General features: G+C 66.1%; 17 protein-coding genes. 4 read left to right on the top strand and 13 right to left on the bottom strand.

The window, feature by feature from the left end; all coding sequences use genetic code 11:
- Positions 1-33: 33 nt before the first annotated feature.
- A complete protein-coding gene (locus tag ACIBCN_RS20525; RefSeq protein ID WP_396993168.1) occupies positions 34-1479 on the top strand; it encodes a protein kinase in 1446 nt (481 codons plus the stop codon).
- 4 nt (positions 1480-1483) lie between these two features.
- Here ACIBCN_RS20525 and ACIBCN_RS20520 read toward each other — a convergent pair whose 3' ends face one another.
- The gene (locus ACIBCN_RS20520; protein ID WP_396993167.1) at positions 1484-2533 is read right to left on the bottom strand and encodes an alpha/beta hydrolase; all 1050 of its coding nucleotides are present in this window, start codon (positions 2531-2533) and stop codon (positions 1484-1486) included.
- A gap of 183 nt (positions 2534-2716) precedes the next feature.
- Positions 2717-3271 (bottom strand): hypothetical protein, encoded by a 555-nt coding sequence (locus ACIBCN_RS20515; protein WP_396993166.1) that lies wholly within the window; start codon positions 3269-3271, stop codon positions 2717-2719.
- 224 nt (positions 3272-3495) lie between these two features.
- Here ACIBCN_RS20515 and ACIBCN_RS20510 point away from each other — a divergent pair, with 224 nt between their 5' ends.
- Positions 3496-4371: an LLM class F420-dependent oxidoreductase gene (locus ACIBCN_RS20510; protein WP_396993165.1), complete on the top strand. Its 876-nt coding sequence runs from the start codon at positions 3496-3498 to the stop codon at positions 4369-4371.
- A gap of 3 nt (positions 4372-4374) precedes the next feature.
- Here ACIBCN_RS20510 and ACIBCN_RS20505 read toward each other — a convergent pair whose 3' ends face one another.
- The 6 genes from ACIBCN_RS20505 to ACIBCN_RS20480 form a co-directional block, all read right to left on the bottom strand.
- On the bottom strand, positions 4375-5844 hold the full coding sequence (locus tag ACIBCN_RS20505; protein ID WP_396993164.1) for an aldehyde dehydrogenase family protein: 1470 nt from the start codon (positions 5842-5844) through the stop codon (positions 4375-4377).
- Positions 5845-6034: 190 nt separating this feature from the next.
- The gene (locus ACIBCN_RS20500; protein WP_396993319.1) at positions 6035-7393 is read right to left on the bottom strand and encodes a CAP domain-containing protein; all 1359 of its coding nucleotides are present in this window, start codon (positions 7391-7393) and stop codon (positions 6035-6037) included.
- Between the two features lie 87 nt (positions 7394-7480).
- Positions 7481-7990 carry a hypothetical protein gene (locus ACIBCN_RS20495; protein WP_396993163.1) on the bottom strand — a complete coding sequence of 170 codons (510 nt, stop codon included), beginning with the start codon at positions 7988-7990 and terminating at the stop codon, positions 7481-7483.
- A gap of 445 nt (positions 7991-8435) precedes the next feature.
- A complete protein-coding gene (locus tag ACIBCN_RS20490) occupies positions 8436-9893 on the bottom strand; it encodes an AMP nucleosidase (protein ID WP_396993162.1) in 1458 nt (485 codons plus the stop codon).
- 130 nt (positions 9894-10023) lie between these two features.
- Positions 10024-10764 carry an alpha/beta fold hydrolase gene (locus ACIBCN_RS20485; RefSeq protein WP_396993161.1) on the bottom strand — a complete coding sequence of 247 codons (741 nt, stop codon included), beginning with the start codon at positions 10762-10764 and terminating at the stop codon, positions 10024-10026.
- A gap of 168 nt (positions 10765-10932) precedes the next feature.
- Positions 10933-11940 carry a helix-turn-helix transcriptional regulator gene (locus ACIBCN_RS20480; RefSeq protein WP_396993160.1) on the bottom strand — a complete coding sequence of 336 codons (1008 nt, stop codon included), beginning with the start codon at positions 11938-11940 and terminating at the stop codon, positions 10933-10935.
- A gap of 89 nt (positions 11941-12029) precedes the next feature.
- On the opposite strand from ACIBCN_RS20480, the gene ACIBCN_RS20475 reads away from it, so the two are divergent.
- Positions 12030-12428, top strand: a complete 399-nt coding sequence (locus ACIBCN_RS20475) for a VOC family protein (RefSeq protein ID WP_396993159.1) — start codon at positions 12030-12032, stop codon at positions 12426-12428.
- 37 nt (positions 12429-12465) lie between these two features.
- Here ACIBCN_RS20475 and ACIBCN_RS20470 read toward each other — a convergent pair whose 3' ends face one another.
- Positions 12466-13773, bottom strand: coding sequence for a glycosyltransferase 87 family protein (locus tag ACIBCN_RS20470; protein WP_396993158.1), 1308 nt, complete (start codon positions 13771-13773; stop codon positions 12466-12468).
- A gap of 199 nt (positions 13774-13972) precedes the next feature.
- On the opposite strand from ACIBCN_RS20470, the gene ACIBCN_RS20465 reads away from it, so the two are divergent.
- Positions 13973-14602, top strand: coding sequence for a glyoxalase (locus ACIBCN_RS20465; protein WP_396993157.1), 630 nt, complete (start codon positions 13973-13975; stop codon positions 14600-14602).
- Positions 14603-14846: 244 nt separating this feature from the next.
- Here ACIBCN_RS20465 and ACIBCN_RS20460 read toward each other — a convergent pair whose 3' ends face one another.
- The 4 genes from ACIBCN_RS20460 to ACIBCN_RS20445 all read right to left on the bottom strand — a co-directional run bounded on the left by ACIBCN_RS20460 (position 14847) and on the right by ACIBCN_RS20445 (position 17031).
- On the bottom strand, positions 14847-15245 hold the full coding sequence (locus tag ACIBCN_RS20460) for a hypothetical protein (protein WP_396993156.1): 399 nt from the start codon (positions 15243-15245) through the stop codon (positions 14847-14849).
- 78 nt (positions 15246-15323) lie between these two features.
- Entirely contained in the window at positions 15324-15725 is a 402-nt protein-coding gene (locus ACIBCN_RS20455) for a hypothetical protein (RefSeq protein ID WP_396993155.1), read from the bottom strand.
- 257 nt (positions 15726-15982) lie between these two features.
- On the bottom strand, positions 15983-16474 hold the full coding sequence (locus tag ACIBCN_RS20450; RefSeq protein ID WP_396993154.1) for a MarR family transcriptional regulator: 492 nt from the start codon (positions 16472-16474) through the stop codon (positions 15983-15985).
- 113 nt (positions 16475-16587) lie between these two features.
- Positions 16588-17031, bottom strand: a complete 444-nt coding sequence (locus ACIBCN_RS20445) for a nitroreductase/quinone reductase family protein (protein ID WP_396993153.1) — start codon at positions 17029-17031, stop codon at positions 16588-16590.
- Positions 17032-17122 lie beyond the last annotated feature (91 nt).

Here is a 17122-nt window from a genome sequence, read left to right as displayed (position 1 = left end):
GGACTGTCGTGCTCGAAGGGAGTAGGGGTAGGCGTGGTACAGCTCGGAGTGAACGAGTCGTTCGCGGACTACCTCATCGAGGGTGTACTCGGCCGGGGCGGGATGGGCACCGTGTATTTGGCGCGGCATCCGCGGCTACCGCGCCGGGTCGCCCTCAAGCTGCTCAACCGGGAGGTCTCGGCGGATCCGGAATTGCGGCGGCGGTTCGAGCAGGAAGCCAATGTTGTTGCGCGGCTGGATCATCCGGGCATCGTCGGGATTCACGACCGGGGCACCCACGACGGGCACCTGTGGATCGCCATGCAATACATCCACGGGTCCGATGCTGCCCGGTTGAATCCGAGGGACGTGCCGATCGACCGCGCCTTGCGCATCGTCTCCGAAACCGGCGCCGCGCTCGATTACGCGCACAGCCGTGGGGTGCTGCACCGCGACATCAAACCGGCCAACATCCTGTTGTCGTCGCCGGACACGGGTCGGGCGGAACGCGCGGTGCTGACCGATTTCGGCATCGCCCGCCTGCTCGACTCGAACACCCAGCTGACCGTGAGCGGGACGTTCAACGCGACCCTCGCCTACGCCTCGCCCGAACAGCTCTCCGGCGAGGCGGTCGATCACCGTTCGGATCAGTACTCGCTCGCCTGCACCCTGTTCACGCTGCTGGCGGGGCACGCGCCGTTCGCGGCGACCAATCCGGGGCAGGTCGTCGCCGGGCATATCAGCAAGCCGGTGCCGCGACTCAGCTCCGTTCGGCCCGATGCGCCGCCCGCGCTGGACGAGGTGATCGCCAAGGCGATGGCCAAGCGACCCGACGAGCGATTCGGCAGCTGCCGCGAGTTCACCTCGGTGGCGTGGGATTCGCGGCACGGCCGAGCGGCTCCGGCGCGAATAACGCCACCGCCCGGCCGGATAGCGCCGACGGCGGTGAATCAGAACGGTCAGACTCGGCAGAGCGCGCCGACTCCGACAGCGGTCGCCAAGCCCACTACGGCACCGGCCGCCAAGGCCACTCCGGCACCTGCTGTCCAGTCCGCTTCGGCACAGCCGGCACCCCGTTCGGTACCGGCGAGTGGCCGCCGCAGCGCGATGGGTGCCTGCGTGCTCGCGTTTCTGCTCGGTTGCGTGGCCGCGCTGGTCGTGCTGAACCCGCGGGTGCATGTCATCCGCGCGCTCGTCGAGTTTCGTGACCCGCACATCGCGCCCTATGCCGCGGCGGGTGTCGCGGCCGCGGGCGCGGCGGTGCTGCTGTTCGGCGGCGCGGTAATGCTGTTGGCCCGCAGGCGATTCGGTCGGGTGCTGGTGGTGCTGGGCAGTCTGGGCTATCTGGCCAGCCTGATTCCCGTGCGTTTCAAATACGACAGCCCGAATGGCACCACCGGGTGGACGATGGCCGTGGGATTGGCGTTGTTGATGCTGACGCTGATTCTCACCCTGTCCACGCCGACGGCCCGCTGGCTGCGGGCCGCCCGACGTAGGTAGGGCGCTATTCGGGGAGCTGGTCGGCCAGGGCGTTGCGCATCACGTATTCCACGCCGGGGTCACCGGGCAGCGTCCAGTGCGGGCCGACGAAATACCCGGCCGCGTCCTTGTCGCCCTTGGCGAGATACTGCATCCATGCCAGGGTGAGTGGCGCGAACGGATTGTGCGCCGGGTCGTCCATGGGCATGATGTGCGTGCCGCCTCTGATGCACGCCAGATAGGCCGGAACCGTTATGGCAGTGTGGTATTGGGTCCACATCGGGTAGTACCAGTGCCAGACGAGTGCGTCGTTGCAGCCGGTGAGATAGAGGGTCGGCACGGTGAGCAGGATGCCCAGTGCGACCGCGCTCGGCTCGGTGGGTACCGCACCGATGATCCGCACGTCCGGATCGATCAGATGCCAGGTGTCGGGCGGCAGGCTCGCGTTCAGCTGGGTCGCCCCGCCGCCGCCGGAGTGTCCGGCGAAGATGACGCGACTCAGATCGACCTTGCCGAACATCGGGCTGTCCGGATTCTTGTTGGCGTTCGAGAGTGCCTGTACGCCACCGAGCCCCATTTCCGGGGTCGAATTGAGCAGGTCGTACGGTATCGCGATCACGTATCCGTAGCTGGCCCAGAAGCGCGCGCTCGAGTCGTAATACCCGGGTTCCTGACCGGTGCCCGGCGAGTAGACGAGCACCGGCAGCCGGTCCATGTTCGCGATGTCCTTCGGGTAGTAAAAGGTGACACCGACCGGTGAATCCGTTCCCGACGGAAATATATTCGTGCATTGCAGTTCCGACTGATTACCCCAGAATCGCCAGGTGTTGTTGATGGTCGATCCGTACGGCGAGGAATCGCAGTTGTGCGTCGCGGTGGTTTGCGCCGTCTCGTAGGGGCCGGGTTCGGCATACCGGCTGAGTGGGACATCGCCCGGCGCGAATCCGTCTTCGGCCACCGCGGCAGGCGCGGCACCGATCGCGAGACCGGCCAGGACGGTTGCCGCGAGAAAAACAGCACCTAGTGAGCGGCCGGTTTTTGTCGACCAACCCCTACCGAGTCGTTCGGTACGCAACTCTCACCTCTCGTTTCCAAAGAATGTAAACAAGGGAATGCGACTCGCCGGTCGCGGAATCGAGATCACTGTGAGATAAATTCACCGAACAGTCAAGCAAACACGCGGAAAGTAGTTCCCCAATTCAAGCAGGAAGGATATTCGAGCCCCTGTCTCAGCAATTTTCGGCCACGAGCGGGCGAATCACGCTTGCTTGTCGAGAGATTCGAGTTCGGTACGCAGTTCGACGACCTCGGCGGCGAGTTCGTCGCGCAGCTGTTCGCGTTCCAGCAGGCTGGCGCGCATGCTGTCGATGGTGTCGTTCATGGCGGCCAGCTTCAGGTCGGCGCCGGACAGGCGCCATTCGATGACGCCGCGGCGGTCGACGTCCTCGCTGGCCTTGCTGACCCAGGCCACGACATAGTCGAGCCAGTCCGGCTGCTTGGGCATCTCCTCGGTGGCGTCCCAGCCGCGCCGTACGGCGGTCTTCGCGGAGAGCACCCGCTCACCGGCGAGCCCGTCGGCCGGCGCGTTCATCTGCACGTGGCTGAGCTTTCCGGCGGTCGTCACGACCGCGGTCAAGCGGTAGCGCCCGGCGAGATGCATCTTCAGCTCGGCCGCGCCACGTCCGTCGGCATCCATCGCGCCGAGCCACGGACCGTCCGCCGCGTTGATGATCGACTCGAGGATGCCGAGTTGCCCGACCGCGCGGCGCACCCGGTTCGCGTGCTCGCGTAGTTCGTCCGGTGTGGCGGTCATCTGGTCCCAGTGCATCGCACCTACTTCCTCGTCGACCGGCTCCCAGCGTTTAGGAACTGCTACGAACGTACATTTGTCGCTCGGTCAACCGTGGGACATGTGCGGCGTCGGCCGCTCGGAGCGCTTGCGAGGAGGCGAATGCCCTAAGCCACCCTTGACTTGGAGTGCACTCCAGGTCGTAGCGTAGGGCCTCTGGGTTGCCGACACACGAGGGGATCGTTTTCATGGAACTCGGTTTTCATATTCCGATATTCGATATCGACGGAGGCACGACGGCGATCGCCGGTGAGCTGGCCAGGGTGGGTGCCGCCGCGGAGGCGTCCGGCGCGACCTGGCTGTCCTTCATGGACCACTACTTCCAGATCGAGCCGACCGGGCTGCCCGCCGAGTCGAACATGCTCGAGGGATACACCACGCTCGGCTTCCTCGCCGCGCATACCTCGAATATCGAACTCGGCCTGCTCGTCACGGGTGTGACCTATCGGCACCCCGGCCTGCTCGCCAAGATCGTCACCACCCTCGATGTGCTCTCCGGCGGCCGGGCCACCCTCGGCATCGGTGCGGCGTGGTTCGAGCGCGAGCACCTCGGGCTCGGCGTGCCGTACCCGCCGATCGCCGAACGATTCGAGCGGCTGGAAGAGGCACTGCGGATCTGTCTGCAAATGTGGGATCCGGCGAACAACGGACCGTTCGAGGGCAAGCATTATCAGCTCGCCGAGACGCTCTGCGCACCCCAGCCGATCAACCGGCCCAAGGTACTCATCGGCGGCAGCGGCGAGCGCAAGACGCTGCGGCTGGTCGCGCAGTACGGCGACGCGTGCAACCTCTTCGGCAGCGCACCCTCGGATGTCGAGCACAAGCTGGACGTGCTGCGTCGGCACTGCGACGACGTCGGCCGGAATTACGACGACCTCCGGATCACCATCATGGCCAACAATCCGCGGCCGACCCCGGATACCCGCGACGAATTCGTCCGGACGATGGCCGATTACGCGAAGCTCGGCGTGCACGCCGTCATCATCAGCCCGACCACCGGATCACCCGCCGCGTGGATCGACAGCATGGCGCCGGCGGTGCCGCAGCTCGCCGAACTCGGCTGACGCTCAGAAGGGGTAGGTCGCGGGGTGGTGCCGCATGGTGATCCACCGGGTTTCGGTGAACGCCTCGAGGTTCGCCGCGGTACCGCCGAAACGGCTGCCGGTGCCCGAGGCGCCGAACCCACCGAACGGGGCGACGGCTTCATCGCCGACGGTCTGGTCGTTGATATGCACTATCCCCGTGGGAATTCGGTCGGCGAGAGCCAGACCCCGCGCCGCGTCGGCGGTGACGATGCCGAGGCTGAGCGCGTATTCGTCGTCGGCCGCGAGGCGCACCGCCTCGTCCGCGGTGCGGAACGACAGGACGGGTGCGACCGGGCCGAACACCTCCCGCGCGTAGGCGGGCATCGTCGCCGAGACCCCGGCGAGCACGGTGGGGCGGTAGAACAGATCGCGGTAGCTGCCGCCCGCCACCAGGTGCGCGCCCGCGTCGACCGTCGAGGTGACGAGGTGGTGGATCTTGTCGCGCTGGCCCGCGTCGATGACCGGGCCGAGCGCGACCTGTTCGGTGGCCGGGTCGCCGACCGGGAGCGCGTCGGCCTTGGCGGCGAGTAGGGCGAGGTAGTCGTCCACGAGGCTTTCGTGCACCAGATGGCGGCCGGTCGCCATGCAGATCTGGCCGGCGTGCAGGAAGGAACCGAACGCGCCCAAACCGGCTGCGGCGGCGAGGTCGGCGTCGTCCAGCACGATCAACGCCGAATTGCCGCCGAGTTCCAGATGCGCCCGCTTCAGGTGGCGCGCGGCCAGTTCACCGACCCGGCGACCGACCGCCGTCGAACCGGTGAACGAGATGACGGGGACAAGCGGATCGGTGACCAACGCCTCGCCGAGATCGGCACCACCCGGCAGCACCTGCAGCACGCCCTCGGGCAGCCCGGCCGCTTCGAACACCCGGGCCAGCGCCACTCCCCCGGACACGGCGGTGCGCGAATCGGGTTTCAGGACAACGGCATTGCCGAGGGCGAGGGCGGGCGCGACCGAACGGATGGACAGGATGAGCGGGTAGTTGAATGGCGCGATCACCCCGACGACGCCGACCGGCACCCGGCGGGTCATGGAGAGGCGGTCGTATTCGGTGGGCAACAGGACGCCCATCGGCGTCGAGGCCAGAGCGGCCGCTTCGAAGCATTCCTGTGCCGCCGCATCGGTTTCCACGGTCGCCTTGGCGTGGACCGATCCTGTTTCGCGGATCAGCCAGTGCTGTATGTCGGATGCATACTGCTGGAACAGATCTCCGGCTCGACGCAAGACGGCCGCGCGTTCATGGAACGGCCGGGTAGCCCAATCCCGTTGGCTCGCAACGGCGGATCGGGTCGCCACGGTCAGGTCGTCCAGGCCGGCAATGCCGAGGCGGCCGATCTCGGCGCCGGTGGCCGGTTCGATGACCGGCGCGGTAATGGCGGCATCGCGCCAGCCGTCGCGGAAAATCTTGCCTGCCCACGTCGTCGGCTCGAGCAGGGCTGATGGAGTTGGCATGAATCGACCGCCTCGACGTCGGAAGGTTCTCGTTCGGGTGCGGTTTCCGCGCACCCGCCCCAGTGTCCTTCCAGATGGCCGCCTGCCGGTCCGAACCGTCGATTATGGCGCTATCGGCATATAACGGGCGATCGCCGAACAAGGTTGGCGGTCAACCTTGTTCGGCGATCGGGTAGGAAGAGCCGACTAGCTAGAATCCACCGGTGAGTGCGCCGAGGCCGTCGCCGAGACCGCCGAGTCCACCCAACGCGTCGCCGAGACCGCCGAGTCCGCCTAAGCCGTCGCCGGCATCGCCGAGTCCGCCGAACGCGTCTCCGGCGCCGCCGAGTCCGCCGAGGAGGTCGCCGAAGTCGTCACCGCCGCCGGTGAGCGCTCCGAGACCGTCGGCCGAGTCGCCGCCGCCGTCCCCGAACCAATCGAAGCCGTCGGCGGACGCATCGCCCGCGTCACCGTAAGCGGAGGAATCGCCTGCGTCGTCGGAGAAGATGTCGCTCCAGGAATCCTCGGGCGAACCGGCTGTGTCGTCGGCAGATTCGTCCGACCCGTCACTCGACGAGTCCTCGGACCAATCGCCTCCGTCCGCCGAGGAATCGTCGGAACCCTCATCCTCGGCTGAATCACCTCCGTCATCTGTGGACTCGTCCGAACCCTCACCCGACGGGTCTTCGGACGAATCACCCGCACCGTCCGAAGACTCGTCCGAACCGTCACCCGAGGGGTCCTCGGACGAATCACCTGCACCGTCCGAAGACTCGTCGGAGCCGTCGCCGGAAGGATCCTCGGACGAATCGCTCTCGCCGTCCGAGGGGACCTGCGAGCCGTCATCCGAAGGGTCCTCGGTGGATTCGTCGCCGCCGGGCTTGTCCTTGTCGTCGCCGGAGGGTTTGTCTTTGTCTCCGCCGCCGGGCTTGTCCTTATCTCCGTCGGAGGGCTTGTCTTTGTCTCCGCCGCCGGGCTTGTCCTTGTCACCACCAGAGGGCTTGTCCTTGTCTCCCCCGGACGGCTTGTCCTTGTCTTTCTTCTTGTCCTTGTCCTTGTCTTTGTCCTTGTCCTTGTCCTTATCTTTGTCTTTGTCCTTGTCGGAGCCGTTGCTCGCGCCGAAATCCTGTGTCCAGTAGGCGGTGCCGTCGCCGCTCTTGGCGTAGCCGACACCGATGTCCTTCAGCCCGCAGTTCAGGATGTTCGCGCGGTGACCTTCGCTGTTCATCCACGCGTCGACCACCTCGGACGCGCTGGTCTGCCCCTCGGCGATGTTCTCGGCCCAGGTCTGCGCCTTGTAGCCCGCCGCGCTGATCCGGTCGCCCGGATCACCTTTCGACGAGTTGTGGTCCAGATTGCCGCTGGCCGCCATGTCCTTGGTGTGGGCCTGCGCGGCTTCGGTGAGATGCTCTTCGGATTTCAAAGCAGAGCAGCCGGCTTTGGTGCGTGCAGCGTTGGTCAGGCTGATCACCTCATCGGCGGGCGAATCGGGGCCCGCCGAGGCCGAAGGAGCTCCAGCAAAAGTCGCAGCGAAAGCTGATACTCCGAAAGCGGTGGACAATGTCAGCATTGTTGCCGGCGAAAGTTTCCGCGGTGCACTGTGCTTACCCATGAAATGCCTTCTTGTTGCTGGTTGGCGGCCGCGCGTCGCTCGAAATCAGAGAGCGCTGCCGGAGAGCAGGCCGAGCAGCGGCGCGAGGCCACCCGCCGCCTTGCTGCCGGTCGCTGCGCTGCCCGCGGCCGCCGTGCTGCCGGTGCCGAGCGCCTTGGCCAGCGGTGCGACGGCGGCACTGCCGGTGTTCAGGCTCTTCGCCAAACCGGTGAGCGTGGCACTGCCGCTGTTCAGCAGCTCCAGCGGGTCGCCGGCGGCCTTGTCGGCGGCGGGCTTGCCCTTCGGCTTGGCGCCGGGCTTCTTCTTCTTCGGCGCCACCGCATTTCGGCTGTGGTGCTGACCCTGCCCGTTCGCGGCCAGGACTCGCTTCGCCTTCGCCGGTGTCGGTGCGGCCACGTGGTCGCTCGGGTTGGCGGTGGTGGTCGTCGCCGTTTCCGCGACGGCCTGTCCCGCTCCGGCGTGCGCCGAGACGCCGAGGCCGATCAGGGTCGCCGTCGACAGAATTGCCAATCGGGCCGGGATCTGGTTTTTGCTAGGTGCGCTGTGCTTACCCATGAGACGCTTCTTTCGGAGTTGGTCGATCGCGTGTCGGATCGCCTGTCCCCCAAAGGCACAGGCTCGGTGCTGCCGAGTCGAGCTGCATGTCGGGACCTACCGATCACCGTTGGTCGGGTGGCCTTGCTCGCTGGTGCCACCAAATTGTTGATCCCGCGTTTGAGGTTAGAACTCGGCGCAGCAACCCACGAGTTCTAGGCCGAATTCTAAAATCGAGTTGAGGGCTGATTAACAGCGACACAGGCGATCACGGTCCGATCACGCCCCGATTACATCGGATCACGAACGACCTCGATGACATCGTGCCGACCGCCTGTCTGGGCGGCGGACCAAGCCGCGCTCGGGCCTGGTGTGCATACTGCCGCGCGTCCTTCGACACGACGATCACACAGCGCAGCCCGGCGATCAGGGACGCTGATCTACCGGGCTGCGGTGGCCGCGACGATTACCGGAAGGGCGGCTCGTTGAAGGTGCGCAGCTTGCGCGAATGCAGCCGATCGCCCTCGGCGCGCAACAGTTCCACGGCACGGATGCCGATTTGCAGGTGCTCCGAGATGGCCCCTTCGTAGAAGCGGTTGGCCTGGCCGGGCAGTTTGATTTCGCCGTGCAGCGGCTTATCCGAGACGCACAGCAAAGTGCCGTAGGGCACCCGGAAGCGATATCCCTGCGCGGCGATCGTGGCACTTTCCATATCGATGGCGACCGCGCGACTCAGGTTGAAACGCAAGGCCGACGCGGAGTAGCGCAGTTCCCAGTTCCGGTCGTCGGTGGTCACCACGGTGCCGGTGCGCAAACGCTGCTTGACCGCTTCGCCCGGCATGCCGCTGACGATCTTGGTGGCGTCGTACAGCGCCCGCTGCACCTCGGCGATGCTGGGGATCGGAATGTCGGGCGGCAGTACCGAATCCAGCACGTGGTCGTCGCGCAGGTACGCGTGAGCGAGCACATAGTCGCCGATCGCCTGGCTCTCCCGCAGGCCACCGCAGTGGCCGATCATCAGCCACGCGTGCGGGCGCAGCACCGCGAGGTGATCACAGATGGTTTTCGCGTTCGACGGCCCGACGCCGATGTTCACCAGGGTGATGCCGCGTCGATCCGCGGAGCTCAGATGCCAGGCCGGCATCTGGTGTTTCTTCCAGGCGAGATCCGAAGCTGTTGCCGCGCCGAGGGTTTCGGCGGTAATCACGGTGCCGCCCGGACACGAGAGGCCATCATAGGGACTGTCGGGGTCGGCGATCTGCTCGCCGGCCCAGCGCACGAATTCGTCGACATAGCGCGTGTAGTTGGTGAACAGCACGAACGGCTGGAAATGGTCCACCGGCGTTCCGGTGTAATGCTGCAATCGGGCCAGCGAGAAATCGGTGCGCAGCGCGTCGAAATGACTGAGCGGGAAGGTGTCGATGGCATTGAAGATGCCGTCGGCGGTCTCGTCGCCGATGCTGGCCAGATCGGTGGTCGGGAAATACCGGGCCATCACCGCGGCCATCGAGCTGTCCAGCGTGAGATCGGCGCGATCGATCACGTAGGGAAACGGGATCTCCTGCCGGGACGGCGATACCTCGATGCGCACCTCGTAGTCGCGCTCGATCATCTCCAGTTGTTCGGTCAGGTAGTGGCGCAGCAGGTCCGGGCGGGTGATCGTGGTGGCATAGCTGCCCGGCCTGGTGAACCGCCCCCACGCGCGGGAGCGGTTCTTCGGCGGTGCCGCGCCGTCCCAACTGATGCGTAGTTCGGGATAGACGAACAGGCCCGCGTCGCGGGTGGCCTCGTCGGGCACCGTGCCGTTCTCGACGAAGGCCCGGATCGCCTCGCGCAACGCGTCGACGGACCGCTGATAGCGCGTTTCCAGCTGATCCAGTGCCTCGGCGCTGGTCAACGAACTGGCTGGTGGCCGATTCGGCATGGGTCTCCCTGCGTCGCGTTCGGAAGGTTGTCGCAAGAACACCGTATTTCACCGGGTCTACCCTGCTGCGGCTCGCACGCGAGATGTTCGCCGTACCGGGCGCAAAGTTTCATCGCGGCGGCGAGACAGCTCATTGCCTAGGCGCCAGCTCCTGCACCGCCGAGCGCACCAATTCCAGTATCTGGGGCCACTTTTCGGACTCGGGGTCGATGAGATCGAAATGGTGCGTGTCCGGTAGGACGATCGATTCGGCGGGACTGTCCCGGCTCAACGCGACGGGAACGGTTTGATCGTTGCTGCCGTGTACCAGCAGCACGTTGGGTGGGCGCGGCGACAGGCGTACCTGGGGGTCCAGGTCGGTGTACCGGCGCGACTGTTGTTCGGGGGTCCCGCCCATCCATCTGGTGACCGCGTCGTCGGCCAGGTGGAGTCGGGATGCGCGGGCTAGATCCGCTACCGGTGCCAGGGCGAGGACCGCGGCCGGTCGTTGATAGGCCCGGGTCAGTGCCAGCATGCCGCCCGCGGAGTGGCCGACCCACAACGCCGGTGCGTCCAAGCGCGCCTCGAACAGGTCCAGATCCTCGATCGCCGCCCTGGGAGCCCCTGGCACACGCCGATATTCCAACAGCACGACGCGCAGACCCGCACCGGCCAAGGCGCGGGCGACCGGCCTGGCGTGGGTGCGATCGATGGTGGGTCGAAAGTAGCCGCCGTGGACGAACACCACGGTTGGCCCCGATTCGCCGAATACTTCGATCACCTGGTCCGGGTGCGCGCCATAGGCGGTGACGGCGCCCACGTCGCCGCTCTGCCGCATTAGACGGTCGATTACTGCTTGTTCCTGTTGCCCGAAACTCTGATAACCGGTCATCGGCCGCTCCCCCTCAGATCGCGCGGGCCATGAAGATGTCGTCGAAGCGCGCGCTCTCGCCGCCGAAGAAGGTGCCGTTGCGCGCTGGGCGGGGGGGCGATCTCAGCCAGCGGGGACCAGCTGCGCCAGTTGAGATCTGCGAGTTCTGCTTCGTCCCAGGGTGTTGCTTTACGAATGGTGACCATCGCCATGCGTTCCAGTCTGCCCGGGATTTCGTTGGGCCGAACGCAGAAGTCGGCCGGCGAACGCCGTGACGAGGGTGCGGAGCTCATCGGGTCGTTCGATGACAAAGGGCAGGTCCAGCGATGCGAGCACGGCAGGCAGCCAGTCGAGGCTTTCCGCGCGCAGTTCGACGCGGGACCAGTTCGCATCCGCGCCACTCTCCGTCACGATCGCGACGCTGGCGGGAAGTCGAGTGCGGATCTGCTCTGCGGTGCCTTGGATGCGGAGCGTCACCTCGTGTCGGTACGGCGCGGTGGCCAGTCCGGTCAGCACGCGCTGCGCCGGGTCGACTTCGGCAGGCGGCTCGAACGATCCGGGCAGGGTCCGGGCGGCAGCGATGCGATCCAGCCGGAACGTCCGGTCTTCGCCGATCGCGGGATCCGCACCCGTCACGTACCACCTACCCGAGTGCGCGACGAGTCCATACGGGTGCAGCGTGCGTTCGCTGCGGCGGCCGTCGGCGGCGGCGTACCGGATCGAGATCGGCCAGTGCTGGCGCACCGCGTCGGCGATCGTGAGCAGAACCGCGGTCTCCGGGGCAGTCGTCTCGCCGGGCGGCGCGGTGAAGGCGAGCGAGCCGAGCACCGCATCGAGCTTGCGCCCGAGTCGCTCCGGCAGCACCCGCCGGATCTTGGCTGCCGCCGTCTCGCTGGCCGAGCCGGTGCTCGTCAGCAAGCCCGCGCGTCGGCCCGCGACCAGGCCGAGCAGCACGGCCAGTGCTTCGTCATCGCTCAGCATGAGCGGCGGCATGCGATAGCCGGAGGCGAGCCGGTAGCCGCCGTAGCGGCCGCGCACCGACTCGACGGGCACGTCGAGGTCGAGGAGGTGGTCGACGTACCGGCGCACCGTGCGCTCGTCGACGTCGAGCCGGTCGGCGAGTTCGGCCACGGTCCGGGTGCCGCCCGCCTGCAAAAGCTCCAGCAGGGTGAGCACGCGAGCGATAGGTCGGGACATGTCGAAAGTCTCTCTCGAATACCGGGCGGATTCTGTCCAGTATCAGTCATAACGTTCGGTCAACAGCACCGACCGATCAGGAGAAACCCATGAACTTCGTCTCGATCCGTATCATCACCGGCGACATCACCCGCCTCGTCGACTTCTACGAACGCGCCACCGGACTCCGAGCGAACTGGTCTACCGCAGACTTCGCCGAACTCGAAACCACCTCCGCCACCCTCGCCATCGGCAGCACCCGCACCGTCCCGCTGTTCGCTCCCGGCTCCGCCCATCCCGCCGCCAACCACAGCGTCATCCTCGAATTCCTGGTCGACGACGTAGACACCGTGTACAAGAACCTCACCGCCTTCGTCACCGACTTCGTCAACGAGCCCACCACCATGCCCTGGGGCAACCGCGCCCTGCTATTCCGCGACCCAGACGGCAACCTCATCAACTTTTTCACCCCGGTAACCCCGGCGGCCATCGAAAAGTTCACTCGCTGAACTGATCTCGACACCCCCGACCCTCAGGTCAGGACGGTCAACTGCTGGCGGAGGATTCCGCGCGTGGGGAGAGCGTGCCGACTGAAGGGGAAACGGGGGTTGGAGATCGGCGTAGGGCTAGGGCGGTGGCGGCAAGGAGGACGACCGTCAACCAGAGGTAGGCGTTGCGGTAGAGCAGGCTTGGGCGGGCTCGGTCGGCGTAGTCGAAGATGCTGACTATGGTCGGGTCGTAGAAGGTCAGTACGCCGCTGGAGACCACGAGGGCTGTCGCGAGGAAGCCGAGCGGGGCGATAAGGCCGCGGCGGCGTAGTGCCAGATCGCCTAGGTAGATCAGAAGTGGTGCGAGCCAGACCCAGTGGTGTACCCAGCTGAACGGCGACACCGCTGTCATGGTGACGCCGACGCAGACCACGGCGGGCAGCTCGCGTCCGCTCTGCGAGAGCCGCCGCGCCAGGTACAGGCAGACTGCCGCCATCGCGGCCGCGCCGACCAGCCAGAGCAGTTGATGCGCGCCCTCGACGCCCACCCGGCGCGCGATCATGCCGCGCAACGATTCGTTCGACAGGTTCGCCGGTATGCCGACGCGCTGCGGGTCCATGAAGGCACCGCTCCAGTAGGTCAGCGAATCCTTCGGCAGCACAGCGAAACCGATCACCATCGTCGCGGCGAACGATCCCACAGCGGTCGCCGCCGCCCGGTAACGCCGGGTGACCAGCAGATAGAACACGAAGAAAGCCGGAGTCAGTTTGATGCCCGCGGCAATGCCGGTCAGCACACCCTTCCACCGCGACGTGTCGGGCAATGCCATATCCACGATGACGATCAGCAGCAGGAGAATATTGACCTGACCGAAGGCCATGGTCATGCGGACCGGCTCGCACCACATCAGCAGTCCGGCGATCGCGACGGCCGCGACGGCCAGCCGGCGGTCGCGTCGATAGCCGAGCATCGACAGCGCCACCCAGCACGACGCGGCAAGCAGCACGACATTGCCGAGTCCACCGACGACCGTGTACAGATCACCGTGTATCCAGCGCAGCGGCACGAACAGCAGCGCGGCGAACGGCGTATAGACGAACTCCCAGACACCTCGGGTGTTGCCGAGCAGCGGACTGTCGTAGACCGAAACATGATGGCTCACTCGGTCGCCGGCGATCTGATAGACGCTCAGGTCGATCAGATGCAGCATCACCTGCCGATGCTCGAGCATCTGCACCAGGTAGTACCCGCCCGCGACGACACCCGCCACTACGATCGTCCACCACACCACCGGCGCGATGGTGCGCGGCGAAGCATTCGGCGCGGCGGCGGCGGACTCGATATTCTCGATGGTCGAACTCGACAAACTAACTCCCAGATATCGGACTTCGTTCGCGCCACCCCACGCTAGCGGCGCTCGGGCGCTCTTTCCAGCGGGACCGCAACTGGGCATACCCACAGACGTGCCCGGGTACACGACCGGCACGCGCATCGCCGGGCCGCGAAAAACAGGTGATCAGGAATCGAGAAGCGCCGGTTACCGCCCAGCGCATAGCGTTGCCCCCATGAACATCAGCACTGATCAGACCACTATCGAAGTCGTCACCCTCGAGGTGCCGGACACCGCGGCCGCCACCGCTTTCTACGCCGCCGCGTTCGGGCTCGGCGACCAACTGCGGATCCGCGCGGCCGAGGCACCGACCACCGGATTCCGCGGCTACATCCTCTCGCTCGTGGTGTCGCAACCGAGCACCGTCGACAGCCTCATCGGCACCGCGCTCGACGCGGGCGCCACAACGGTGAAGCCGGCCAAGAAGAGCTTCTGGGGTTACGGCGGCGTGGTTCAGGCGCCGGACGGGGCGATCTGGAAGATCGCGACGTCGGCGAAGAAGGACACCGGCCCGGCGACCAGGGAGGTCGACGATTTCGTGGTGCTCCTCGGCGTCGACAACGTCAAGGCGACCAAGCAGTTCTACGTCGACCGCGGCCTGACCGTCGGCAAGAGCTTCGGCAGCAAGTACGTCGAGTTCGAGGCTCCGGCCGGGTCGGTCAAGCTGGCGCTGTACGGACGCAAGGCGGCGGCCAAGGACGCCGGCGTCGACCCGGAGGGCAGCGGGTCGCATCGGATCGTCCTCGGCAGCGGCATCGGCCCGTTCGCCGACCCGGACGGTTTCGCCTGGGAAGCCGGGCACTAGCCGAGCCTGAACGGTTGACCCCACAAGGTTTCCGAATCGTCCATGATGTTGTCGTGCACGGCCTCCAAGCTGCCTGCCGTCGCGCCAGGGACCGTGGCAAAGGTGGTCCCCGCATGAACCGCAAACCTCGCACGCGAAGTTGAACGTCAGCTGGGAATCAGCGGTGGGCCTGCGGTACGTCGGTGAGGTGGTCGGATTTGTCCAAACGGGTTCCGGCGGGGTTCAATTCGCGGCTGTTCCGGCGTCAGGAGGTCGGCACGCCCGCGCGGCGCAGTGCGTCGACGGTCGTTTCCGGTGAGGTGTTGAAGCAGAAGACCGTGCCGCTCAGCACGTTGACGATGCGTTCGAACAGCAGGGTGTGCTCCGGGATCATCCGAATCGCTCCCCCGATCATCGCGACGGCGATCGGGCCTTCGGCGAGGTGTGCGCGGAGGTCGCGCTCGGCGTCGTCGGGGTCGGTGCCGACCAAGCAGGACACGGCGTCGAAGCCGGCCGCGCGGATCGCGGCGTGGCCGATTTCGATGCGCGCGAGCAGCTTCGGTTCGTCCAGGTCCGGGAATTGGCTGTAGTCAAGGGATTTCGGATGTAGACCGATTGTCAGGATGCGGCCCGTTGCGGGTCGCGTCGACTCTTCGTGGACCATACCGAATACTCCCGTGCGTCGATTACCTTTGATTGCAAAGTTAATTTGGACTCAAAGGTATGTCAAGGAAGCGCCGAACTACGGCACCAGCAGGTACCACTCCGCGAACGTGCCCTTGATGGGCCAAGACGCCGCCATCACCTTGGCCGGGCCCATCCCGACCCATAGATCCGCCGTCACGGTTTCCCCCGGCGTCGCATCGGCGCCAACCCAGACATCCTGAGTCCGCGGCCCCGCCGACCCCACCCAACCCAGCTTCACCTGATTGCCGCACGGACCACCCAGATACCCCCGCGGCGTCACATGCGCCAGCACGTGACCGGGCCGCCACGGCGCCGCCTCCAGCGCCACGTCGATCACACCCGCACACACCTTCGCGTCGCCGAACGCGAACAACGTGGTGCCGACCGTCGTCACCTGCGGCAGCGGATCCGCCTGTGCAGGCGCCGCCGCCACACCCATGAAGACCACAGCACTCACCGCTGACACCATCCCCGCCCACATTCGCCGCGCCCTCATCACTCGATAACCCTTCCCACATAACGACATTCATGACCGCACCACTCGCACGACCACAAGAACCCCATAACCCCCGGCGATAGCGCACCATTGCGCAGCGGCAGCTGTTTCGGAGCCAGCGTAGCGAAACACCGCAGCCATGTCGGCAAGTTAAGACCCGCCTAATCGCGCTTGAAGTTCAGCTGCGCCAACCGAATTCGAGGCGACTACCGATCGTGTCAGCTCTCGGCCAACTCCTCGGCCGACTCCTGTCCTGCCGTGCTGGTGCGGCGTAGGAAGTCGGCGATCACCTCGAGTTCGGCTTCGGAGTAGCGGTCGCAGACGTCGTCCATTCGGGTGTTCATTCCGGCGAGCACCTCGAAAAGCGTGGAATTGCGTTCGCGCACCGCGCGCAGGGTGACCGCGCGGCGGTCGGTCGATTCCGTATCGCGCGTGCGCTCGATCCAGCCGCTATTCTGCAGCCGGTCGAGGATTCCGGTGAGGGTCGCCGGATGTAGCCCGGCCTGGCGCGCCAACGCGGTCGGGGTCATCGGCCCATATCGATTGACGAGGTCGAGGCAGGTCCAGTCGATGTCCCTGAGCTCGACCCGATTGCCGAACCTGCGGTTGAGCAGCGACAGCTGAATGTTCAAGTCGCGCACCGCTTCTTTGACGGCAACAGTGAGTTGCCGTCGCTGCCGCGCCACGGTCCGATCCGCTCCTGAACTCACACAGCACTACTCTCACGTCAGTTTGTATGGATTCCGTATCGTATCGCGGCGCCGGATCGTTCGATGCCACCGAGACCGGGTCGGCGCGTATTCGACGAACCCGGCCGGTCAGATCAGGCCGGTTCGACGCGGAATACCGCGATCCGATGCGCCGCCGCGGCGATCCCGTCCGGCGTGGCGGTATCGGCCAGGCCGGTGGTGACGAAGCGGTTGCCGACGCTCGCCGGGCTGGACGTCACCAGTTCGCGCAGCAATGGACGACGTTGCTCCACCGGCACTTCGACCAGGCGGGCGGTCGACGACTTACGCCCTCGGGTCAACGTGACGGTGTCCGCCTCCCGCGCGTTCGCCACCCACGCGGCCTTCGGAAAGGCCTGGAAGATGTATCGGCCGTCCCCCAGCTTGTTCACCGCGATCGGGAACGTGCGCGGGAGTCCGGTCCGTCGTCCCTTGACCGTGAGCAGTTGCATCGGCCCGAAAGCCACTCCCCTGCGCTGCAATCCGACGATGACCTTGTTGATCGTGTTGGTCATCCGACGGTGGCTGTCTGCGTTCATGGCCTGGAACCCTTCTCGGAAAGTATCACATCCGTAAACTACGGTTTCAGTATAGTATCAAACTCATACGATATTTGCTCTGGTCGGAGGT

Origin of the sequence: Nocardia sp. NPDC051052 (genome assembly GCF_044456045.1) — a bacterium.
Classification (GTDB): domain Bacteria; phylum Actinomycetota; class Actinomycetes; order Mycobacteriales; family Mycobacteriaceae; genus Nocardia.
This window is presented reverse-complemented; position numbering and strand designations above follow the sequence as displayed.